22 protein-coding genes are annotated in these 21,328 nt (G+C 73.6%); 10 read left to right on the forward strand and 12 right to left on the reverse strand.

Annotated features, from left to right (window positions below):
• Nucleotides 1-63 precede the first annotated feature (63 nt).
• Nucleotides 64-759, reverse strand: coding sequence for an endonuclease V (locus tag AB0424_RS19490; protein WP_366306986.1), 696 nt, complete (start codon nt 757-759; stop codon nt 64-66).
• 93 nt (nt 760-852) lie between these two features.
• On the opposite strand from AB0424_RS19490, the gene AB0424_RS19495 reads away from it, so the two are divergent.
• Nucleotides 853-1,155: a YciI family protein gene (locus AB0424_RS19495; RefSeq protein ID WP_366306988.1), complete on the forward strand. Its 303-nt coding sequence runs from the start codon at nt 853-855 to the stop codon at nt 1,153-1,155.
• 52 nt (nt 1,156-1,207) lie between these two features.
• On the opposite strand, the gene AB0424_RS19500 is transcribed toward AB0424_RS19495, so the two are convergent.
• Nucleotides 1,208-2,290, reverse strand: a complete 1,083-nt coding sequence (locus AB0424_RS19500; protein ID WP_366306990.1) for an oxidoreductase — start codon at nt 2,288-2,290, stop codon at nt 1,208-1,210.
• A gap of 76 nt (nt 2,291-2,366) precedes the next feature.
• Between AB0424_RS19500 and AB0424_RS19505 the strand changes: the two genes are divergently transcribed.
• From AB0424_RS19505 to AB0424_RS19520, 4 genes are all read left to right on the forward strand, one after another.
• Nucleotides 2,367-2,882, forward strand: a complete 516-nt coding sequence (locus AB0424_RS19505) for a (4Fe-4S)-binding protein (RefSeq protein WP_366306992.1) — start codon at nt 2,367-2,369, stop codon at nt 2,880-2,882.
• Between the two features lie 143 nt (nt 2,883-3,025).
• Nucleotides 3,026-3,442, forward strand: a complete 417-nt coding sequence (locus AB0424_RS19510; RefSeq protein ID WP_366306994.1) for an SsgA family sporulation/cell division regulator — start codon at nt 3,026-3,028, stop codon at nt 3,440-3,442.
• Between the two features lie 257 nt (nt 3,443-3,699).
• Nucleotides 3,700-5,343 (forward strand): ATP-binding cassette domain-containing protein, encoded by a 1,644-nt coding sequence (locus AB0424_RS19515; protein WP_366306996.1) that lies wholly within the window; start codon nt 3,700-3,702, stop codon nt 5,341-5,343.
• Nucleotides 5,344-5,632: 289 nt separating this feature from the next.
• Nucleotides 5,633-6,607 carry an acyl-ACP desaturase gene (locus tag AB0424_RS19520; protein WP_366306998.1) on the forward strand — a complete coding sequence of 325 codons (975 nt, stop codon included), beginning with the start codon at nt 5,633-5,635 and terminating at the stop codon, nt 6,605-6,607.
• Nucleotides 6,608-6,694: 87 nt separating this feature from the next.
• Here AB0424_RS19520 and AB0424_RS19525 read toward each other — a convergent pair whose 3' ends face one another.
• From AB0424_RS19525 to AB0424_RS19560, 8 genes are all read right to left on the reverse strand, one after another.
• Nucleotides 6,695-6,946: a WhiB family transcriptional regulator gene (locus tag AB0424_RS19525; protein ID WP_366307000.1), complete on the reverse strand. Its 252-nt coding sequence runs from the start codon at nt 6,944-6,946 to the stop codon at nt 6,695-6,697.
• Between the two features lie 46 nt (nt 6,947-6,992).
• On the reverse strand, nt 6,993-8,114 hold the full coding sequence (locus AB0424_RS19530; protein ID WP_366307001.1) for an LLM class flavin-dependent oxidoreductase: 1,122 nt from the start codon (nt 8,112-8,114) through the stop codon (nt 6,993-6,995).
• A 4-nt stretch (nt 8,115-8,118) separates the two neighbouring features.
• Nucleotides 8,119-8,982 (reverse strand): ABC transporter substrate-binding protein, encoded by an 864-nt coding sequence (locus AB0424_RS19535; RefSeq protein ID WP_366307003.1) that lies wholly within the window; start codon nt 8,980-8,982, stop codon nt 8,119-8,121.
• Nucleotides 8,979-9,749: an ABC transporter ATP-binding protein gene (locus tag AB0424_RS19540; protein WP_366307005.1), complete on the reverse strand. Its 771-nt coding sequence runs from the start codon at nt 9,747-9,749 to the stop codon at nt 8,979-8,981. Before AB0424_RS19540 ends, AB0424_RS19535 begins: the two co-directional genes overlap by 4 nt.
• Entirely contained in the window at nt 9,746-10,732 is a 987-nt protein-coding gene (locus tag AB0424_RS19545; protein ID WP_366307007.1) for an ABC transporter permease, read from the reverse strand. The genes AB0424_RS19540 and AB0424_RS19545 overlap by 4 nt, the downstream gene beginning before the upstream one ends.
• Entirely contained in the window at nt 10,729-11,751 is a 1,023-nt protein-coding gene (locus AB0424_RS19550; protein WP_366307008.1) for an ABC transporter substrate-binding protein, read from the reverse strand. The genes AB0424_RS19545 and AB0424_RS19550 overlap by 4 nt, the downstream gene beginning before the upstream one ends.
• Before the next feature lie 134 nt (nt 11,752-11,885).
• Entirely contained in the window at nt 11,886-12,917 is a 1,032-nt protein-coding gene (locus tag AB0424_RS19555) for an ABC transporter substrate-binding protein (protein WP_366307010.1), read from the reverse strand.
• A gap of 394 nt (nt 12,918-13,311) precedes the next feature.
• Complete coding sequence (locus AB0424_RS19560; RefSeq protein ID WP_366307012.1) at nt 13,312-13,428, reverse strand: putative leader peptide; 117 nt, start codon at nt 13,426-13,428, stop codon at nt 13,312-13,314.
• Between the two features lie 197 nt (nt 13,429-13,625).
• Here AB0424_RS19560 and AB0424_RS19565 point away from each other — a divergent pair, with 197 nt between their 5' ends.
• Both AB0424_RS19565 and AB0424_RS19570 read left to right on the forward strand, forming a co-directional pair.
• A complete protein-coding gene (locus tag AB0424_RS19565; RefSeq protein ID WP_366307014.1) occupies nt 13,626-14,420 on the forward strand; it encodes an IclR family transcriptional regulator in 795 nt (264 codons plus the stop codon).
• 81 nt (nt 14,421-14,501) lie between these two features.
• Nucleotides 14,502-15,173 carry a TetR/AcrR family transcriptional regulator gene (locus AB0424_RS19570; RefSeq protein WP_366307016.1) on the forward strand — a complete coding sequence of 224 codons (672 nt, stop codon included), beginning with the start codon at nt 14,502-14,504 and terminating at the stop codon, nt 15,171-15,173.
• A 62-nt stretch (nt 15,174-15,235) separates the two neighbouring features.
• Here the strand turns inward: AB0424_RS19570 and AB0424_RS19575 are convergent, their stop codons facing one another.
• Nucleotides 15,236-16,132 (reverse strand): alpha/beta hydrolase, encoded by an 897-nt coding sequence (locus AB0424_RS19575; protein WP_366307019.1) that lies wholly within the window; start codon nt 16,130-16,132, stop codon nt 15,236-15,238.
• 157 nt (nt 16,133-16,289) lie between these two features.
• Nucleotides 16,290-17,321, reverse strand: a complete 1,032-nt coding sequence (gene ligD / locus AB0424_RS19580; RefSeq protein ID WP_366307021.1) for a non-homologous end-joining DNA ligase — start codon at nt 17,319-17,321, stop codon at nt 16,290-16,292.
• Between the two features lie 52 nt (nt 17,322-17,373).
• On the opposite strand from ligD, the gene AB0424_RS19585 reads away from it, so the two are divergent.
• The 3 genes from AB0424_RS19585 to AB0424_RS19595 all read left to right on the forward strand — a co-directional run bounded on the left by AB0424_RS19585 (nt 17,374) and on the right by AB0424_RS19595 (nt 21,317).
• On the forward strand, nt 17,374-18,432 hold the full coding sequence (locus tag AB0424_RS19585) for an ATP-dependent DNA ligase (protein WP_366307023.1): 1,059 nt from the start codon (nt 17,374-17,376) through the stop codon (nt 18,430-18,432).
• Between the two features lie 461 nt (nt 18,433-18,893).
• A complete protein-coding gene (locus tag AB0424_RS19590; RefSeq protein WP_026057756.1) occupies nt 18,894-19,142 on the forward strand; it encodes a hypothetical protein in 249 nt (82 codons plus the stop codon).
• 75 nt (nt 19,143-19,217) lie between these two features.
• Nucleotides 19,218-21,317 (forward strand): MDR family MFS transporter, encoded by a 2,100-nt coding sequence (locus AB0424_RS19595; RefSeq protein WP_366307025.1) that lies wholly within the window; start codon nt 19,218-19,220, stop codon nt 21,315-21,317.
• Nucleotides 21,318-21,328: the final 11 nt, after the last annotated feature.

Consider the following 21,328-nt stretch of genomic DNA (forward strand, 5'->3'; position numbering starts at 1 on the left):
CCGTACAGGTACTCAGACGCACGCGCGCGGGGCACGACGGTGCTCAGGGCACGACCGTCGGGCTCAGCCGTCGCCGAGGGCCTCCTTCAGGGCGCGGCGGCAGAGGGAGTCGGCGTGCCGGGTCGTCTCGGGGATGCGGTAGCGCGGGGCGAGGTGGAGGGTGTGGGCGCAGGCGGCGGCGAGCGAGACGCGGTGGCCGACGGAGACGAAGACGGGCTTCACCCCGGCCTGGGTCCGCAGGGCGCGGCCCACCTCCTCCCCGTCGGCGAGGAGCGACGAGGTGTCGCCGCGGGCGTCGCCGGGAGGCTCGTAGGCGAAGGCGAAGGGGTTCTTGGCGACGCCGACGGAGGGGCGCCCGGTGAGGACCCCGAGGTGGCAGGCGAGTCCGAAGCGGCGGGGGTGGGCGAGGCCGTAGCCGTCGCAGACGAGGAGACCGGGGTCGGCGGTGAGGGCGTCGAGCGCGGCGAGGACGGTGGGGATCTCGCGGAAGGCGAGCAGGCCGGGGACGTAGGGGAAGGAGACCCGGCCGACCGCCGTGGCCTCCTCCACCACCTCCAGCGTCCGCGCGTCGAGCACGACCGCCGCGGCGGCGACGAGGTCGCGCTCGTCGTCGTAGGCCACGTCCAGCCCCGTGACGTGTCCGGTCCCGACCCCGGGGCCCGTCTCGTCGAGGACGAGGCGCCCGCGCAGTTCCCGCTGGACGGCCAGGGCGGCGGTCTCGTCGGCGGGCCATCCCGCCGGAATCCCGATGATCGTCATAGTGCGGTCACCCTACGGCTCCGGGCCGGGGCCCGGTTCCGAGGGCTGGAACGCCCCGCCGGCGCCCGGCCCGGTCCCGGTAGCCTGGCGATCATGTTCGTACTGGAATTGACCTACACCGCGCCCGTCGAACGGGTCGACGCGCTGCTCGCCGCCCACGTCGAGTGGCTCGACGCGCAGTACGCGGAGGGCGTCTTCCTCGCCTCCGGCCGCAAGAACCCGCGGGACGGCGGGGTGATCCTGGCCGCCGGGGTCGACCGCGCGGAGATCGAGAGGATCGCGGCGGCCGACCCCTTCAGCGTGGAGGGCGTCTGCGCGTACCGGATCACGGAGTTCCACGCGACCAAGACGGCCGACGGCATCGCCGCGTACCGGGAAGAGCTGCCCACCCCCTAGGGGGTGTCCGGCGTCGCGGGCCAGGCGGGACTTTCCGGACGCCCCCCAGGTGTCAGCGGCGGGCCAGGCGGGCGATCCGGCCCTTCTCGCCGGAGGCCCAGCAGGAGCCGTCGGCGGTGCAGTCCACCGTGTCGTACGAGCCGGTGTCGACGGTCCGCCAGGTGCGGCCGCCGTCGGTGGTCAGGTCCGTTCCGGTGGGGCCGACGGCGAGGGCGGCCCACCGGCTGTGCGGGAGCCAGGCGACGCCGGATCGGTAGGCGGGCGGCGGCGCGGCCGAGGGGCGCCAGGTACGGCCGGCGTCGCCGGTGACGGCCCCGGCGCTCGGGGACGGCTGGTCCTTTCGGTAGTCGCCGCCGACGGCGATGCCGTGGGCGCGGTCGCGGAAGGCGAGTCCGAAGACGCCCCTGGCCGGGTCGCCCGCCGGGATCGGCGTGGCGGTGGCGGTCCAGGTCAGACCCCGGTCGGCGGAGTGCAGGACGCGGGCCGTGGCCCCGCCGCCGGTCGCGAGCCAGACGTCCCGGGGCCCGGCGGAGACCAGGCACTGGCCGCTCGCCGCGAAGCCGGCCTCGCCGGGGAGGGCGTCCGGCATCCCGGCGTTCGGCAGGACCTGCCAGGACCGGCCGCCGTCGCGGGTGGCGAGGAGGCGGTACTTCCCGTCGACCGGGTCGCTCATGGCGAGTCCGTGGCGGCGGTCGAAGAAGGTCATGCAGTCGTAGAAGGCGCGCGGGTCGGTGTTGCGGAAGGACTCGGTCCAGGTGGCGCCGCCGTCCTCGGTGCGCAGCACCCGCGATGCCTCGCCCTCGCCGATGGCCAGGACGACGGCCCGGCGGGCGTCGAACGCCTCCACGTCGCGGAACTCCAGCTCGCCCGCGCCGGCCGGCGAGACGTTCCGCCAGCTGCGGCCGCCGTCGGTGGTGCGCAGGACGGTCCCCCGCGAGCCCGCGGCCCAGGCGGTGGTCCGGTCGACGGCGGCGAGGCCGCGGAAGCGGGCGTCGGTGCCGGTCGGTGTGAGCTGCCAGCCGGCCGCGGCCGCGGGGGTCTCCCCGGCGCGCGCGGGTGCCGCGAGGGTGAGCGCGAGCGCCGCCCCGATCAGCCCCACCGACATCATTCGTCTCGTCTTCCCCATGGACGTCATGGCGCCGGAAGCTAGTGCCCCGGGGCGCTCCCCGTCCAGGGTGCGTCCCGCGCCACGTCTTCCTAGGCTGGGTCGCATGACCGACCGTACGGACGAGCCCCCGACGGCCGCGGGGCAGCAGGCGCACGACGGGGTGCCGGGCACCGAGGCGGAGCCGCCGCGGCTCAAGGAGTACGAGGGCGAGGGCATCACCGTCACGTTCGAGCCACGCCGGTGTCTGCACGCGGCCGAGTGCGTCCACGGGCTGCCGGAGGTCTTCGACCTGTCCCGCCGCCCCTGGATCCAGCCCGACGCGGCGGATCCCGGCCAGGTCGAGCGGGTGATCCGCCGGTGCCCTTCCGGGGCGCTCCAGTACCACCACCGCCGGCCCGCGCAGGGCTCGGCGGAACCGCCCGACTCCCCCACCTCCGTGCGCCGCACCCCGTCCGGGCAGCTGGTCCTCCGGGGCGACCTCCTCGTCACCGGTCCGGCCGGGGAGCGGCACGAGACGCGGGTGACTCTCTGCGGCTGCGGGGCCTCCGGGAACCAGCCCTACTGCGACCACTCCGGCCCGTGCGCCGCTCCGGACGACGACGTCGCCGAGGAGCGCTGAGGCCCTCCGGCCGCGTGCCGGTGACACAGCTCACGTAGGACCGGAGTGCACGTTCCGGCCGTTCCGTTCGTCCTTCCTGGTGTCAGGTGGCCTGGTGTCGGGGAGACGCACAGGATCCGAAGCCCGCGTGAGAGGAGACGGCCGTGTCCGCCGTCATCGAACAGTCCCTCCAGGCCCGTCTGGTCGCGTCAGCTCCCCGCATGGAGACCGTGCCCGCCACCCTGCGGTACGACCGTGAGGACCCGTACGCCGTGAGCATGGCCTTCCCCCCGCCCGCGACGCTGGAGGGCGTCGAGGTGTCGTGGGCGTTCGCCCGCGACCTGCTCGTGCAGGGCGTCGAGCGCCCGGCCGGGGTCGGCGACGTCCGGCTGCGTCCCTACGGCTACGACCGGACGGTCGTCGAGTTCCACGCCCCCGAGGGGGTCGCCATGGTCCACGTCAGGACCTCGGAGCTGCGCCGGTTCCTGGAGCGGTCGGAGCACCTGGTGCCGGCCGGGCGCGAGCACCAGTACCTGGACTGGGACCAGGACCTGACCGAGCTGCTGCGCGGCCACCCGTAGCGGCGGCGCGGAAGCCCCGCCCCTTAAATCGTTTGCCGTCCTCCAGGCTTCGGTCGTACCGTCTTTCACGGACCTGTCGTCACCTGATCGGAGAAGGACGTTGCTCGTCTGAGGTTGCGAGACACCGAGCCGCGCGTGCCCCCTGAGCCGCGTGTGCCGTTCTCGACCTCGGCGTACGAGCCGTTCCTGACGACCGCCCGCGCCCCGGTGTCTCTCGCGTTGCCCCATTTCCACGCTCGCGCGACCGGGAGGCCCCCATGGCACATCACCCCACCTTCATCACCTGCTCCTCGCTCTCCTTCTCCTGGCCCGACGGCAGCGAGGTCCTCCAGGACTTCCGGCTGGCGGTCGGTCCCGGCCGCACCGGTCTCGTCGGCCTCAACGGCTCCGGCAAGTCCACGCTCCTCAAGCTGATCGCCGGCGAACTGACGCCGTCCTCGGGCACGGTCCGGATCAACGGCGAACTCGGCTACCTCCCGCAGAACCTGGTGCTCGACACCTCGCGGCGGGTGGACGAGATCCTCGGCATCGCCGGGAAGCGGGCCGCCCTGCACGCCATCGAGGCGGGCGACGCGTCGGAGGAGAACTTCACCGCGCTCGCCGACGACTGGGACGTCGAGGAGCGGGCCCGCGCCACCCTCGACCAGCTCGGTCTGGACGGGGTCGGACTGGACCGGACCGTCGGCGAGGTGTCGGGCGGCGAGTCCGTCCTGCTGCGCCTCGCCGCGCTGCTGCTCGCCCGGCCGGACGTCCTGCTCCTCGACGAGCCGACCAACAACCTGGACCGGCACGCCCGGGCCCGGCTGTACGAGGCCGTGCGGAACTGGTCCGGCGTCCTCGTCGTGGTGAGTCACGACCGTGAACTCCTGGAGCTCGTCGACCAGATCGCCGATCTGCGGGACGGTTCGGTCACCTGGTACGGCGGCACCTGGTCGGCCTACGAGGAGGCGCTCGCGGCCGAACAGGAGGCGGCCGAGCGGATGGTGCGCGTCGCCGAGGCCGACGTGCAGCGCCAGAAGCGCGAACTCTCCGACGCCCAGATGAAGTTGGCGCGGCGCAAACGGTTCGGGCAGAAGAGCTACGAGAACAAGGTCGTCCCGAAGATCGTGGCGAACGGCCGCCGCAGCGACGCCCAGGTCTCGGCAGGCAAGCACCGCACCCTGCACACCGAGCGCCTCTCGGAGGCGCGGGAGCGGCTCGACGCCGCCGTGGAGGCGGTGCGCGACGACGACGAGATCCGGGTCGAGCTGCCCCGCACCTCGGTGCCGCCGGGGCGCGAGGTCCTGTACCTGCGGGAGCTGGAGATGCGGTACGGGGCCCGGGTCGCGGGCGAGTTCGAGCTGCGGGGCCCGGAGCGCATCGCGCTGGTCGGCCGGAACGGGGCCGGGAAGACGACGCTGCTCCGGACGATCGCCGGCGAGGTGGAGCCGGTGTCGGGCGTCGCGGAGGCACGGGTGCCGCTCCGCTTCCTGCCGCAGCGGCTCGACGTCCTCGACGACGGGCTGAGCGTGGTGGAGAACGTGGCCCGTCTCGCGCCCACGGCGACGGGGAACGCGATCAGGGCGAGGCTGGCACGGTTCCTGTTCCGGGGAGCACGGGCCGACCGGCCCGTGGGGACCCTGTCCGGCGGGGAGCGGTTCCGGGCGACGCTCGCGGCGCTCCTCCTGGCGGACCCGGCTCCGCAGCTGCTGATGCTGGACGAGCCGACGAACAACCTGGACATGGCGTCGGTGCGGAAGCTGACCGAGGCCCTCGACGCGTACGAGGGTGCGCTGATCGTGGCGAGCCACGACGTGACGTTCCTGGAGTCGCTGGGGATCACCCGGTGGCTGCTGCTCGACGGCGAGCTGCGGCCGACGACGGCGGAGGAGGTGCGGGGAGCGGTGCCGGCGGAGCGCTGACGCCGCCGGGGAGCGGGGCGTGGAGCGGGGGGCGCGGGGGCGGTCGGACGCCGGCCGCTCCGCGCCGCCGAGCGCCTGCGCTGTGTAGCCGGCACGAGGGCCGACGGTCGCCTCACCCGACGTGACCTGCGTCTCCGCCACCCGGTCCGAGCAGCGCACATAACGGAATGTAACCGGACATCGCCGGAGCGGGCTTGGCCGACGCCTTACGGAGCCTTAACCTACGGTCTCGTAACCTACGAATCCGTAGGTACGCCCGTATGCCCTTCTCCGTCCCCAGGAGTTCCCCGTGACGCTCACCTCTCCCTCCCTCGACAGCTCGGCTGGGTGGACCGACGCACGGCTCCTCTACGCACTGGAGGAGGTCGTGGAGAAGGAGCTCAACCGGCACCTCAAGGTCACCAAGGACTGGATGCCGCACGAGTACGTGCCCTGGTCCGACGGCCGCAACTTCCCCGGCTTCTTCGAGGACGGCGAGGCATGGGACCCGTCGCAGTCCAAGGTGACGGACATCGGCAAGATCGCCCTCGTCGTCAACCTGCTCACCGAGGACAACCTCCCGAGCTACCACCACGAGATCGCCAGCCTCTTCGGCCGCGACGGCGCCTGGGGCACCTGGGTGCACCGCTGGACCGCCGAGGAGGGCCGCCACGGCATCGTGATGCGCGACTACCTCCTCGCCTCCCGCGCCGTCGACCCGGACAAGCTGGAGCAGTTCCGGATGTCGCACATGAGCGAGGGCTTCGAGTCCGACAACCGGCACTCGATGCTGCACTCCGTGGCGTACGTCGCCTTCCAGGAGCTCGCCACCCGCATCTCGCACCGCAACACCGGCCACCAGTCCGGCGACCCGGTGTGCGACCGGATGCTGTCCCGCATCGCCACCGACGAGAACCTGCACATGGTCTTCTACCGCAACCTGCTGGGCGCGGCCTTCGAGCTCGCCCCCGACCTGACGATGCAGGCCGTGCGGGACGTCGTGGTCAACTTCCGGATGCCCGGACACGGCATGCCGGGCTTCGAGCGGGCGGCGGCGCAGATGGCGATCGGCGAGATCTACAACATGCGGATCCACCACGACGACGTCCTCCAGCCCGTCCTGCGCTTCCTCAAGGTGCTCCAGATCGACGGCCTGGGCCCCGAGGGTCTGCGCGCCCAGGAGGAACTGGGGCTCTACATGAACGGCCTGGACAGCGAGGCGAGCAAGTTCGACGAGAAGCTCGCGGCCCGCAAGGCCCGCATGGCGGCCCGCGCCGCCGGCTGAGCCACCGGCGATCCGTCCCTGGCGGAACCGGGTCCGACCGGCGATCCGTCCCCGGGCGGACCCGCCCGGGGACGGCCCCGGGCGGGCTCAGCGGCCCTGCCGCTTGAGCCGCCCGCGCTCCTTCTCCGAGAGACCGCCCCAGACCCCGAACCTCTCGTCGTGGCGGAGCGCGTAGTCCAGGCACTCCAGGCGCCCCTCGCACGCCCCGCACAGCTGCTTGGCCTCGCGGGTCGACGAGCCGGGGGCCGGGAAGAAGAACTCGGGACCCGCCTGGGCGCACAGGGCGTTCTCGCGCCAGGTGAGGTCGGGAGCGGTGAGCGTGTCGGTATCCGTCTGCATGACCCCTACGGTGCCGCCACGCCGTAAACACGCCATCAACGTTCGATCAATGGCGTATACCCAGTGCCGGGAGGACGGTCTCCGCCACTCGGTACGCCTCCTCCAGCAGCGGGTTCCCGGACAGGATGAACGTGTCCACGCCGAGGTCCTGGTACTCCTTGAGGCGCTCCACGACCTGCGCCGTCGAGCCGACGACCGCCGTTCCCGGGCCGGGCCGGAAGAGCCCCATGCCGGGCCAGAGGTTGGGGTGGGTCTCCAGCTCGCGGGCCCGGGCCGGGACCCTGCCGCCGTGCTGGCGGAACTGGCGCTGCCAGCCGACACCGTCCTCGCCCGCCCGCTCGCCCAGCTGCCGCGCGTACGTCGCCTCGCTGGTGACGTCGAGGAGCCGGTCCGCCGCCGCCCACGCCTCGTCCTCGGTGTCGCGGACGATGAGATGGAGGCGCAGGCCGATGCGGAGGGAGCGCCCGTGGGCCGCGGCGCGCGCCCGGACGTGGTCGAGCTTCTCCTTCAGCGCCTGCGGGGGCTCGCCCCAGGTGAGGTAGACGTCGACGTGCTCGGCGGCCATCTCGATGCCGGGCGCGGACGAGCCGCCGAACCAGAGCGGGACGTGCGGCTCCTGCACGGGCCGCAGGTCCCCGAACGAGGCTCCGGCGTCCTTGAGGTCGTAGAAGCGCCCCTTGTGGTCGAAGACCTCCCCCGCGGTGAGCCGCTTGACGATCGACCAGTACTCGGCGCTCAGCTCGTACCGCTCGTCGTGCCCGACGTGGAGGCCGTACTCGCGCAGGGCGTTCGTCGATCCGTTGACGACGTTGAACCGCAGCCGCCCGCCGAAGAGGTTGTCGAAGCTCAGCGCCATCTTGGCGAGCAGGGTGGGTGCGATCAGACCGGGATGGACGGCGAGCAGCGGCTTGAACCGGGTGCTCGTGGCGGCCGCGAGCGCCGAGCCCAGCGGCCACACGTCGTACAGGTCGGTGGCGAGCAGCGCGCCGGAGTACCCGAGGCGCTCGACGGTGCCGGCGAGCCGCGTGAGGTAGCCGAGGTCCACGGGGCGGCGGCCGGCCGGCTCCCACGGGTAGGCGCCTTCGCGCGGGATGACGTACCAGAGGACTTCCGGCGCCGGCGAGGACACCGGGGAGAAGGCGGGCGCCGGGGAGGTCTGCGGGGCCATGGGATCAGCCCTTCCGGGGCAGGGCGTCGGCGACGGTCACCGCGCGGTCGATGAATCCGGTGCGGTGGAAGACGTCCGCCGCCTGCTGCTGCTCGGCGATGAACTCCTCGGACACCTCCTCGATGGTCCACGGCAGGGCGCGCAGCGCGCTCTCCCAGTCCTCGACGGTGCCGCCCTGGTCGGCCGCGGCGATCTCGGCGGCCTCCCGGGGGTGGGCGGCGGCCCAGTCGTCGGCCCGCCGGAGCGCCCGGGTGAGGGCCCCGACCAGCTCGGGCCGCGTCTCGGCCAGGTCGCGCCGGGTGAAGAAGACGGACCGGTCGGAGATCACCTCGCCGGTACGGATCAGGGTGCGCAGGCCGCCGGTCCGGCGGGCCGCGGCGAGTTCGGCGCCCTGCGCCACCCAGGCGGTGATCTCGCCGGCGCGGAGCCGGGCCTCGCTGCCGGAGTCCCCCCGCACCGCGGTGATGTCGGTGGCGTACGAGAGTCCCGCGTCGTCCAGGGCCTTGGCCACGAGATGCGTCTGCCAGGAGCCGACGGCGAGGTGGACGGTGCCGCCCTTGAGGTCGGCGACACCGCGGACCGGGCTGTCCTCGGGTACGAGGAGGGCGCCGTGGTCGGGGCGGGGCGCGGAGACCGCGGTGTAGACGATGTCGTGCCCGGCGGCCTGCGCGGTGACCGGCGGGGTGGAGCCCGTGCCGCCGAAGTCGATGGTGCCGTCGGCGAGGAAGGCCCCGGTGCGGACGCCGTCGGTGTACGGGTGCCAGGTCACGGTCTCGCCGAGGGCGGCGAGCTCCTCCTCCGCGTAGCCGAGTCGGGAGAGGTGGTAGAGGGACGGGTTGCTGCGGTGGACACCGATGACGACGGTCATGCGGACGCTCCTTCGATGGTGGCGGGGGCGGTGGACTGGGGCGTCTCCTCGGGCACGTGGACGCCGAGGTCGGCGAGGAGGCGGCGGCGCAGGGCGACGAACGCGGGATCGCCGGGGTCGCGGGGCCGGGCGACGGTCACGGGTTCGTCGGTGACGAGCCGGCCGTCCCGCAGGACGGCGACCCGGTCGGCGAGGCGGACGGCCTCGTCGACGTCGTGGGTGACGAGCAGGACGGCGGGCCGGTGGATCCGGCGGAGCTCGCCGACCAGGTCCTGCATGCGTAGCCGGGTCAGTGCGTCGAGCGCGGCGAACGGCTCGTCGAGCAGCAGGAGTTCCGGCTCCCTCACCAGCGCCCTGGCGAGTGCGACCCGCTGTGCCTCGCCGCCGGAGAGGGTGGCCGGCCAGGCGCCGGCGTGCCGTTCGAGCCCGACCTCGGCGAGGGCGCGGAGGCCGGTCTCCCGGGTCTTCGCCCCGCGTGGCAGGCCGACGGTCACGTTGGCGAGGACCTTCTTGGAGGGGATGAGCCGGGGTTCCTGGAAGACGACCGTGCGGGCGGCGGGGACAAGTGCCTCGCCGCCGTCGGCCCCGTCGAGGGCGCCGAGGATGCGGAGCAGGGTGGTCTTTCCGCTGCCGCTCGCCCCGAGCAGGGCGAGGAACTCGCCGCGTGCCAGGGTGAGGTCGAGGCCGTCGAGGACGGGGCGGGCGCCGAAGACCCGGCGCAGCCCGCGGACCCGTACCGCCGTCCTCGTTCCGGTGGGCGTGGTCATCGGGCCCCTCCCCCGGGGCCGGCCGTCCGCCAGGGCATGAGGACCCGTTCCAGCCCCCGGACGAGCACGTCGGCGGTGAGGCCGAGCAGTCCGTAGACCAGGATGCAGACGGCGAGGACGTCGGTGCGGGCGTAGCTCTGGGCCTGGGACATCAGATAGCCGATGCCCGCGGTGGCGTTGATCTCCTCGGCCGCGATGAGCGCGATGACGCTGAGGGTCATCGAGAGGCGCAGTCCGGCGAGGAGCGAAGGCAGGGCGCCCGGCAGGACGACCTGCCGGACGATGGCGAGCCGGCCGAGCCCGAAGCTGCGCATGGCCTCGACGAGCTTGCGGTCGGTGCTGCGGACGCCGCCGGTGGTGGATACGTACATCGGGAAGGTGGTGGCGACCGCGATGAGGAGGATCTTGGCGGTCTCGTTGATGCCGAACCAGACCATGAAGAGGGGGACGAGGGAGAGGAACGGGATGGTCCGCAGGGTCTGCAGCGAGGAGTCGAGGAGTTCGTCGCCGAGCCGGGTGAACCCGGTGGTGATGCCGAGGGCGAGTCCGGCGGCGAGACCGATGACGAGCCCGGTGCCGGAGCGGACCAGGGAGGTGGACAGGGCGTCCTGGAGCTGCCCGTTTCCCCACAACTCGACGACGGCGTCGCCGACTTGCGCGGGAGAGGCCAGGACGTCGGCGGTGAGGAGGCCGGTCGCCGAGGAGACCCACCACAGGGCGAGGAGGAGGATCGGGCCGAGGGCTCGGGCGAGGACGGCGTACGTGCGGGAGCGGGGCCGGCTCACCGGCGGACGCGGCGCGACGAGCCCGTCGACGGGCCCCTCGGCGGATCCGTCGGCGTCCGTCGGCCCGGCTGGCACGGTCGTGTCGGCGGGCGCGGTCGTGTCGGCGGGCGCGCTGGTGTCGGTGGCGGGTCCGACGGAGGTGTCGGTGGCGGTGTCCTTGGGGTTTCCGGTGGCGGTGGTGGCCGCGGCGGCGGTCATGACAGCTTCTCGACGTCGAGGAGATGGGCCGCGATGTCGACCTTGTGCGGGGTGACCTTCTGGTCGGCGTAGAACCGGGCCACCGTCTCGAACCGCCGGATGTCCTCGGGGCCGATCGGGTCGACGGTGCCGCCCTTGCCGGTGAAGGCGATCTGGACCTCCTTGGCGCGGCCGTTGACCGCCGTGGGGCCCGCGTCGGTGAAGACGTTGAGGTAGGCGGCCGGGTCGCGCTTCTCCTTGGCGCTGTTCTCGTGCAGGTACGCGTACAGCGCCCTGACCACCTCGGGGTGCTGGTCGGCGAAGTCCGAACGGACGGCGTTCAGGCTGTAGTTGTCGGATCCGATGGCGGTGCCGTCGGCGACGAAGCGGGCCTTGCCCGCGCCGATCTCGGCGACGGCGTACGTCGACCAGACCGCCCAGGCGTCGACCTGTCCGGCGTTGAAGACGGCGGCGGTCTGGTCGGGGCGCAGGTAGACCCGCTCCACCTTCCCGGCGGGGATCCCGGCCTTGGCGAGGGCCTTGAGCAGCAGGTACTCGCCGGTGCCGCCCTTGTTGACGGCGACCTTGCGGCCGACGAGGTCCCGGACCGAGGCGATGTCCGAGCCCTCGCGGACGAGGATGCCCTCGCCGACCGGGTCGGGGTCGGTGGCGGTGAAGAACGCGAAGCCGGGGCTCTGCGCGAGGGAGGTGATCCCCGAGGTGATCGAGCCGGTCGCGATGTCGAGCTGGTCGGCGTTCATCGCCTGGGCCGCGGGGGCGAACGGGCCGGCGCTGCCGGTCCACGCCACCTTCGCCCCGACGGCGGCGAGCGCCTTGTCCAGGCTCCCGTCCTTCTTGCCGCGGGCGAGGACGCCCGCGTTGCCGGGGTCGGGGATCCGCACGGTGACCGTGCCCTTTCCTCCCCCCGCGCCGCCGGCCCGGCCGGTGGCCGAGTCCGCGGCGGGGTCGCCACCGCAGGCGGTGAGGGTGGAGAGCGCGGCGAGGGCCGCCAGGGCGGCGAGCGGGGCGAGTGGGCGCATGGCGGTGGTCCTTCGGGGAGGGTGGCCGCGGGTGGAGCGGCCGGGATGCGGGTGGACAGGGCGGCGGGCGAGGCCGAGAGCGGACGGACGGCCAGTCGGTCGTCAGGCGGTCAGGCGGTCAGGCGGTCAGGCGGTCAGGCGGTCGACCGTCGGGGCCCCGACGCGGCAAGGCCGGCGGCGGACGCGATCCGGTGGGCGCGGCGCAGGGGCTCCGGGTCGGCCCAGTCGCCTACGTCGACGGCCTCGGGCAGGAAGCCGTGGGCACGCAGGGCCTCCTCCTGCCGGGCGAGGAGGTCGAGCCGGATGTCGGACAGGTCGGGGTGGAGGGTGCGGTGAGTACCGGCCCGGTAGGCCCCGGCGACGCCCTCGGCGCCCGCGCCGGTCTCGGCGCCGAGGATGCGGGCGACCTCGGCGGGCTCGCCGGCGGCCCAGTCGGCGGCGCGGAGCAGCACGGCGAGGAAGCGGTCCACCAGCTCGGGGTGCCGGTCCAGGAGGTCCTGGTGCACGGTGAGCGGGCGCGGGGTGCCGTTGTTCACGCGGTGCGCGGGGTCGGGGAGTTCGTCGAGGGCGACGGCGACCTCGGCGCCGGCGCGGCGGGCCGCCTCGACGGCGAGGGCGCCCTTCACGTAGACGGCGTCGACCTCGCCCCGCCGCAGGGCGTCCAGCTCGGCGGCCCACTGGCCGCGGTGACCGTCCGCGGGTACGTCGACGAGGACGGCGTCGTCGAGTCCGTACCCGGCCGAGGCGAGGACTCCCTCGAAGCCGCGGAGGGCCATCGCACGCCAGAAGTCGATGGAAACGGAGTGGCGGGGCACGGCGAGGCGCAGGCCCCGCAGGGCGGCCGCGCCGCGCACCGGGGAGCCGGGGGCGACGAGCACCGCCTGGTGCTCCTCGATCCAGGTGAGGCCGACGAGCCGGGTGCGCTCGCCCCGTGAACGGGCCCACAGCGCGGGCACGTTGCCGCCTTCGCGGAAGAGGCCGGGGAGGGCGTGGGTGAAGTGGGCGGCGCGGTCGGCGCCGGGGTCGTCGTCCTGGAGCGAGCGGACGGCGATGCCGTCCGGCGCGAACTCCGCGGCCAGCCATCCCCGGTCGGCGGCGACACCGGTGGCGGTGGGAACGGGGCAGCGGGTGAACCAGAGCGTGTCGGGAACGGGGGCATGCGACATGGAGGGACGTCCCGGGGTGGTGTGGGGTGGACTCGGGGTGCGGCGGCGGCGCGCGGGGCGCCCCGCGATCGGCGAGGTGCCCGGCGGCGCGGCGCGCGACGCGGCCCGGAGCGCGAGGGAAGGGGTGGGGAGGCCGGTGGCGCCGTGGCGGGCGCCGGGACCGGCGGGTGAAGGAGTGTCCGTGGCCGACGGGCTGCCGGTCTCGGCGCGGGAAGGTGGTCGGCGTCCTGCGGAGCCGGAACCGCCGTGGGAAGCGGGCCCTGCCCGACGGGCGGCGGCACGGCGCCGCCACGGTGCCGAAAGACGCCACGTCGTGGCGTTCCCTCAGCGGGAAGGGGCGCGGCGCACGGTCAGTCCCGCGGGGTGCCGGACGGACGCCCGACGGTGAACGGTGTCAGCGACAGCCCGCACCGGCGACGCGTGCCAGGTCGATGTGGCGGCGCCGGGTGAGCGAGAGCGGTACGGGGGAGACGGTGGGCGTGCGAGGCGCGGTGCATCCTGCGTGCGTCACGGTGCTGCTCCCTTCCGGCTCGGTGTCCCTGTGGTGCGTTGGCCGGAACCTTGCCACGGATCTCCGGGCGCCCACAACTCGGCTCCCACGATGTGGGATTGCGCATGAACGCAGTGTTTCCGACCCGGCCGGAGCCCTGATTCGGCTCCCGCCATGTGGGAGCGTGGGGGCCCGATCACCCACGGGGAGCGAACCCTATGACGACCGAGGCCGGCATCGTCCGACCCCCGGCGGGCGCCCAGGCGGTCCGCCGCGCACTGGATATGCTGCACTGTTTCCACGACAACGGGCCCGACCTGAGCGCCTCCGACCTGGCACGCCGGCTCGGGCTCTCCACCTCGACGGCGCACCGGCTGGCCCGGACGCTGCTCGGCGCGGGCTTCCTGGAGCAGGACGCCCGGACCGCCCGCTACCGGCTCGGCCCGGCGATGACGGAGCTGGGGCGCCTCTCATACCACCAGCGGGGGCTCCACCTGGCGGCGCCCGAGCTGTCCGATCTCGCCGAACGGACCGGCGCGACCGCCGACCTGGCGCTGCGCAGCGGGCCGCACGTGGTGATCGTGGCGGGCGGTTCGGTGACGCCCAAGGTGGGTCTGCGCCGGCCGCTGCACTCGACGGCGCTGGGGAAGGTCCTGCTCGCGTGGCCCCGGGCGGGCGAGGGCGGTCCGCACTCGCTGCCGCCGCTGTACGCGTTCACCGAGCGGACCATCGTCGAGCCGCCCGCGCTGGCGGCCGAGCTGGCGCGCGTAAGGGACGCGGGGTACGCGCTCAACGACGGCGAGTCGGCCCTCGGGGTGCGGACGGTGGCCGTGCCGGTCATGGAGCGGTCGGGGCACGCGCGCTTCGCGCTGGCCGTCCGCGCGACCCCGGAGTTGATCACCGACGCGCGCCTGGAGTGGTACCTGGCACAGGCCCGGTCCTGCGCCAGGGCGCTGGAGGTGCTGCTCCTGGCCCCGGCGGAGCGGCGGGACCCGAGCGAGCGAGCCGGCTAGAGCGTCCCTTTCGGATCCTGCCGGCACCCGGCACCCGGCGTGGAGATTTCCGCACGGTCGTGCGTTCAGTACGATGGAGGGATGAGCGGCGACAGCGTGAGCGGCACCGGGACCAAGACGGACGGGCGCGTCGAGCGCGGCAACCAGACCCGGCGCCTGGTGCTCGGCCGGACGATGGACATCGCCTCCGTCGAGGGGCTCGAAGGGCTGTCGCTGGGACGGCTCGCCACCGAGCTGAGCTTGAGCAAGAGCGGGGTCTTCGCCCTCTTCGGCTCGAAGGAGGAGCTCCAGCTCGCCACGATCCGCGCCGCGGTCGCCGTCTTCAGCCGGCAAGTCGTCACCCCCCTCGCCGACGAGCCGCCGGGTGTCGGGCGGGTGCTCGACCTGTGCCGGAACTGGCTCGCCTACTCCTCGGGCCGGGTCTTCGCCGGAGGCTGCTTCTTCTACGCGGTCTCGGCCGAGTTCGACGCCCGAACGGGCCCGGTCCACGACGCCGTCGCGCGGACCCGGCTCGACTGGAGCACGTACGTGGAGCAGTCCCTGGCGGAGGCGCGCGCCGCGGGCGACCTGGCCGAGGACGCGGACGCGGAGCAGCTGGCCTTCGAGGTGATCGCCCTCATGGAGGCCGCCAACGCGCAGTCCGTCCTCCTCGGCGAGACCTCGGCCTACGGCCGCGCGGAACGCGGCATCGTCGCCCGGCTCCGCGGGGCGGCCACGGAGCAGGGCCGGGCGGCGCTCGCCGATCCGGCCTGAGGGGCGACGCCGAACGGGGTACGGCGGGCGCTCGCGCCCGCCGCGCCCGCTCGACCGGCCCGTCAGCCCGCCGCCACCCGGTGCTCGGGCGTCGCGGCCGCCGCCTCCGCGGTGGAGCCGGTCGCGAACTCCACGGCGGCGGCGACGACTTCGGGATCCTTCAGGATGCGGCGGTGGCCGAGGCCGTCGGTCACGACGAGCTTGGCGCGGTCGCCGTGGGCGCGGGCGAGCAGGCGGGCCTGGGCGAGGGGCACCATGTCGTCGGTCTCGTCGTGGAACAGCAGGACGGGCGCGTCGAGTTCGGCGGCGTGCCGGTCGGCCCCGAAGTTCTCCCAGACGCCGGGCTCGTCCGGGGCCAGTCGACGCTCGACGTGGTCGCGCATGCAGCGGATCACGCGGTCGTCGACGCCGAGCCCGGCGCGGAAGCCGGCGAGCAGCAGGTCGAAGGAGCCGACGGCGCCGAGTCCCACGAAGCGGCGCGTACGGACTCCGTCGCGCAGCGCGAAGAGGGCGGCGAGGGCGCCGAAGGAGTGGGCGACGACGGCGTCGAAGTCGCCGTGCCGGGCGTGCAGTTCCCGGATGATCTCCCGGTACTCCAGGATGTTGCTCGCCCGGCCGGGCGCTTCCCCGTGCCCGGGGGCGTCGAAGGCGACCGGGCTGTAGCCGCGGGCCAGCAGCGCCTCGGCGAAGGCGGTGAGGCGTGAGGCGCGCGAGGACCAGCCGTGGACGAGGAGGACGGGCCGCCGGCCGTCCCCCCAGGCGTAGGTGACGACCTCCTTGCCGCGGACCCGGAGGCGTTCGGTGCGCGCGGCGGCGAAGAGCTCGCGCTCCTCGGGCTTGAGCCGGGCGCGGCCGAGGGGGCGCACGAAGAGGTGGAAGGCGAGACGGCCGGCCGGTCCGGGGGCGACGCGGGCGGCGGTGTTCAGGGTGGTGCGCACGAGCGGAGCCATCGGGTACATGCCGGTTCTCCTCGGTCGTCCTGGATACGGGAAAATGCTAGCACGACCGTTCGTGTTGTTTTAGGGTCGGCATGCGGCGGGGCGGTTCCGACCCGGAAGGAACCGCCCCGCCGCATGCCGACGCCCGAGGCCACCGCGCCCCGAAGCCCCGGCACCCTCACCCCTCCCCCGACGGCTCCTTCTTCGCGCGGCTCGGCTGCACGCGCTTCGGCTCACCCGGCATCTTCGGGTACTCCGGCGGGTACGGCAGGTCACCGAGGCCGTGCTCCGCCTCGTCCCGCCGGGCCAGTTCGAGCAGGGACTCCAGGCTGAAGCGCTCCTCGTCCATGCCCGCGTGCACATCACCCACGTCGGCGTACCGGATCGGCATCGTCCTGATGTCGAAGTCCTGCGGCACGGCGTCGTCGACCTCCTCCCACCGCAGCGGCGCGGAGACCGGCGCGTGCGGGCGGGGCCGTACGGAGTAGGCGGAGGCGATGGTGCGGTCACGGGCGGTCTGGTTGTAGTCGACGAAGATCCGCTCGCCGCGCTCCTCCTTCCACCACTTGATGGTGACCTCTTGCGGCATCCGCCGTTCCAGCTCCCGGCCGCAGGCGATGGCCGCCCTTCTGACCTGGGTGAACGTCCACTCGGGGGTGATCGGCACGAAGACGTGGAGGCCGCGTCCGCCGGAGGTCTTCGGCCAGCCGCGCAGTCCGTGCTCGTCGAGGACGGCGCGCAGCTCGTGGGCGGCCCGGACGGCGTCGCCGTAGTCCGTGCCGGGCTGCGGGTCGAGGTCGATGCGGAGTTCGTCGGGGTGGTCGGTGTCGTCGCGCCGCACCGGCCAGGGATGGAAGGTGACGGCTCCCAGATTGGCGGCCCAGACGACGGCCGCCGGCTCGGTCGGGCACATCTCGTCGGCCGACCGGCCGCTGGGGAAGGTGATGTGGGCCGTCGGGATCCAGTCCGGCAGGTACTTCGGGGCGCGCTTCTGGAAGAAGGACTCGCCGGTCACCCCGTCGGGGTAGCGCTCCAGGGTCGTGGGGCGGTTCCGCAGGGCCCGGGTGACCCCGTCGCCGACGGCCAGGTAGTACTGGACGAGGTCCATCTTGGTGTAGCCCGGTTCGGGGAAGTACACCTTGTCGGGGTTGGAGACCCGCACGGTCCGGTCGCCGACTTCGAGTTCCACCGCTGCCGTCTTGCCTGCCATGCGGGTCAGCCTAGGGCTCGCCGACAAGTCCCGCATACCGGACAATCGCCCTATGGATCTTCCGGTGATGCCGCCCGTGAAACCGATGCTGGCCAAGGCCGTGAAGCGCATCCCGCCCGGGATGCAGTACGAGGCGAAGTGGGACGGCTTCCGCGCGATCGTGCACAGGGACGGCCCGGAGCTGGTCATCGGCAGCCGTACGGGCAAGCCCCTCACCCGGTACTTCCCCGAGCTCGTCGAGGCGCTCGCGGGCCGGCTTCCGCAGCGGTGCGTGGTCGACGGCGAGATCGTGATCGAGCGCGACGGCCACCTCGACTTCGACCGGCTCACCGAGCGGATCCACCCGGCCGCCTCCCGGGTCCGGATGCTCGCCGAGACCACCCCGGCCCGGTTCGTCGCCTTCGACCTGCTCGCCCTCGGCGAGGTGTCGCTCCTCGACGTGCCGCTGAGCGAGCGCCGGACGGCCCTGGAGCGCATCCTCGACGGGGTGGACGCGCCCGTGCACCTCGCGCCGGCGACTCGGGACGCGGCCCTCGCCGCCCGCTGGTTCGAGCAGTACGAGGGCGCGGGCCTGGACGGGGTGATCGCCAAGCCGCTGGACCTGCCGTACCGGCCGGACGCCCGCCTCATGTACAAGATCAAGCACGAGCGGACCGCCGACGTGGTGGTCGCCGGCTACCGCTTCCACAAGAGCGGCCCGGTGGTCGGCTCGCTGCTGCTCGGCCTGCACGACGACGGGGGCGTCCTCCAGCACGTCGGCGTCTGCGCGGCGTTCACCGCGCGGCGGCGGGCGGAGCTGATCGAGGAACTGGAGCCCCTCCGAATGGATCCGCCCGACGGGCACCCCTGGGCGGCCTGGACCGAGGAGGCCGCCCACCAGGGGGCGCGGCTGCCCGGGGCGCCGAGCCGCTGGTCGGGCAAGAAGGACCTGTCATGGGTGGCGCTGCGGCCGGAGCGGGTCTGCGAGGTCGGCTACGACCACATGGAGGGCGACCGCTTCCGGCACACCGCCCAGTTCAAGCGGTGGCGTCCGGACCGGACGCCGGAGTCCTGCGGCTACGGACAGCTGGAGGAGCCGGTCTCGTACGACCTGTCCGAGATTCTCACCTAGGCCGTCCCTTCCGGATCTTGCCTGACCCGCCAAGATCCGGAAGAGACGACCCAGGAGGCCCGTCCCGCCGGCTCCACGGACCTCGTGGAGCCACGGCAGGCACAGCTCCGGCCCGACCGGAAGCCTCTTGACCGGGGAGTGAGATCCTTCACATTCGCCGGACGATCAAGACGGGCCAACACCCCGGCGCCGGCGCTCCGTTCGACCGGTCCGCGAGCGATACGCAGGGACGGTACGGAAAGCCGGGCGGGCTCGCGCACCCCCGCACCTGCGGGAACGTCCGCGCCGTCTCGCGCCGGCGCGAGACGGTCGGCGCCGGCGGTCCCTCGCTGTTCGAGCGGGCGCCCAGCGCGCTGTTGCGCCGTCGCGACCGAGCCGTACCGGAACCTGTACCGCGATCCGGTACGTATGGAGTGGAGAACCTTCCGCACGCTTCCCGGACCGACTAGGACTGACCCGTGATCACCTCGCCCTCGCCCCTCGTACCCGTCCCGATTCCCGACCGTGTGGCCGCGATGATCGGTTCCTGTCTCCCGCTGCACGTCCTCCAGGCCGAGGTCGACGCGGACTGCGCGGCGCGTGAGGTGTACCGGTTCCGGGGGCCGCTCTGCGCGGAGGACCGGGCGGACCGCGAGCACGCCCTGGCCGCCCTGGCCCGGGCCAACAAGATCCTCGCCAAGCACCACCCCCAGCTGCCCGTCACCCCCTGACGGAGGGCCGGCCGGATCCACCTGTTCGGCCGTCCCCCGGAGGCACGCCCGCGGCGCCGGTGTGACGCTGCGAGAGTGACCACGACCAGCGACGCAGCGCCCGCGCCCCCGGCCGCCACCGAGCCACCCGTGCTCGACAGCCGCCGCCGCAACATCGTCTTCGGCACGATCATGCTGGGCGTCCTCCTGGCCGCCCTCGACCAGACCATCGTCGGCACCGCGCTGCCGACCATCGTCTCGGACCTGGGCGGCGCCGCCCACATGTCGTGGGTGGTCACCGCGTACCTCCTCGCCGAGACGGTCGCGACCGTCCTCGTCGGCAAGTTCGGCGACCTCTTCGGCCGCAAGGTGATCTTCCAGATCTCGGCGGTCGTCTTCATCACCGGCTCGTTCCTCTGCGGTCTCGCCACCAACATGACGCTGCTGATCGTCTGGCGCGGCCTCCAGGGGGTCGGCGCCGGCGGTCTGATGGTCACCTCGATGGCGCTGATCGCCGATGTGATCCCGCTGCGCGAGCGGGGCAAGTACCAGGGCGCGATCGGGGCCGTGTTCGGCGTCTCCACCGTCATCGGCCCGCTCCTGGGCGGTCTCTTCACCGACCACCTGACCTGGCGCTGGGCCTTCTACGTCAACGTGCCCATCGCGATCCTCGTCGTGATCGCCGCCGCCCGCACCATCCCCTCGGTGCGCTCCGCGAGCCGCCCCGTCATCGACTACGCGGGCATCGCGCTCGTCGCCGTCGGCTCCAGCGCCCTGATCCTGGCGACCAGTTGGGGCGGCAACGAGTACGCCTGGGGCTCCGCCGTCATCATCGGGCTGTTCGCCGGCGGCCTGATCGCGCTGGCGCTCTTCTGCTGGGTGGAGACCCGGGCGGCCGAACCCATGCTGCCCATGCGGCTGTTCTCGAACCCGGTCTTCACCGTCTGCTCGGTGCTCAGCTTCGTCGTCGGCTTCGCCATGCTCGGCGCGATGACGTTCCTGCCGACGTACCTCCAGTACGTCGACGGCGACTCGGCGACGGTCTCCGGCATCCGCACCCTCCCCATGGTCGTCGGCCTGCTCATCGCGTCGATCTTCAGCGGCAACGTCGTCAGCAAGACCGGCCACTACCGGATCTTCCCCATCGTCGGCTGCCTGGTGATGGGGATCGGGCTATTCCTGCTGTCGCTCATGGACCCCGGGACCGCCACCTGGCTCGCGTCGCTGTACATGTTCGTGCTGGGCGTCGGCATCGGCCTGTGCATGCAGGTGCTGACCATCGCCGTGCAGAACACCGTCGACTACGCCGACCTCGGCACCGCCACCTCCGGCGTCACCTTCTTCCGCACGCTCGGCAGCTCCTTCGGCACCGCCGTCTTCGGCACGATCTACGTGAACTCCCTGGGGCCCAACCTGGCGCGGGGGGTCGGCGAGGCGGCGGTCGTCGCCGAGGGCCTCGGCGTCGATCCGGCCGGCCTCGTCCAGGCGTCGCAGAGCCCGGCCGGGGTGCACGGGCTGCCGCCGGAGGTGGCCGAACCGATCGTGCAGGCGTACGCGGACACCCTCCACACCGTGTTCCTCTGGACCGTGCCGGTCGCGGCCGTCGGCTTCGTGGTGGCCCTCTTCCTCAAGCAGGTGACCCTCCGGGACTCGGCCCGCCAGGCCGCCCCCGACATGGGCGAGGGTTTCGGCTCCCCCACGACGGCCGGCGACTCGGCGAAGCTCCTCGAACTGGCCGTGGGCCGCATCCTGCGCCGCACCGACATGGACACCGTCCGGCGGATCGTCGCCGACTCCGACACCCGCCTCGACACGGCGGGCGCCTGGGCCGTGATGCAGGTCGAGCTGTACACCCGCACCGTCGGGCACGCCAGCCTCGGGCTGGTGGCGGCCGGCCGGCGGGTCCCGCCGGAGGTGCTCCTGCCCGTCTTCGAGCGGATGGTCGAGGAGGGGTACCTCACCCGGGACGGGAACCTGATCTCCCACACGGCGGCCGGCCGGCGCGAGGCAGACGTGATCACCCACGCCTGGGGGGACTGGCTCTCCGACACGGTCGAGCAGGAGCGCGGCCGGCCCAGCGGGCCGGAGCTGCGGGTGGCGACGGACGCCATCGCGAAGCGGATCGTCGCCGAGGACCTCGCCCAGGGCATCCCGAGGAAGCGGCCCGCCGACCGGGCCGTGGCCACCGTCCGCTGAGACCGGCCCGC

This window comes from Streptomyces sp. NPDC051180, assembly GCF_040689545.1.
Classification (GTDB): Bacteria; Actinomycetota; Actinomycetes; order Streptomycetales; family Streptomycetaceae; genus Streptomyces.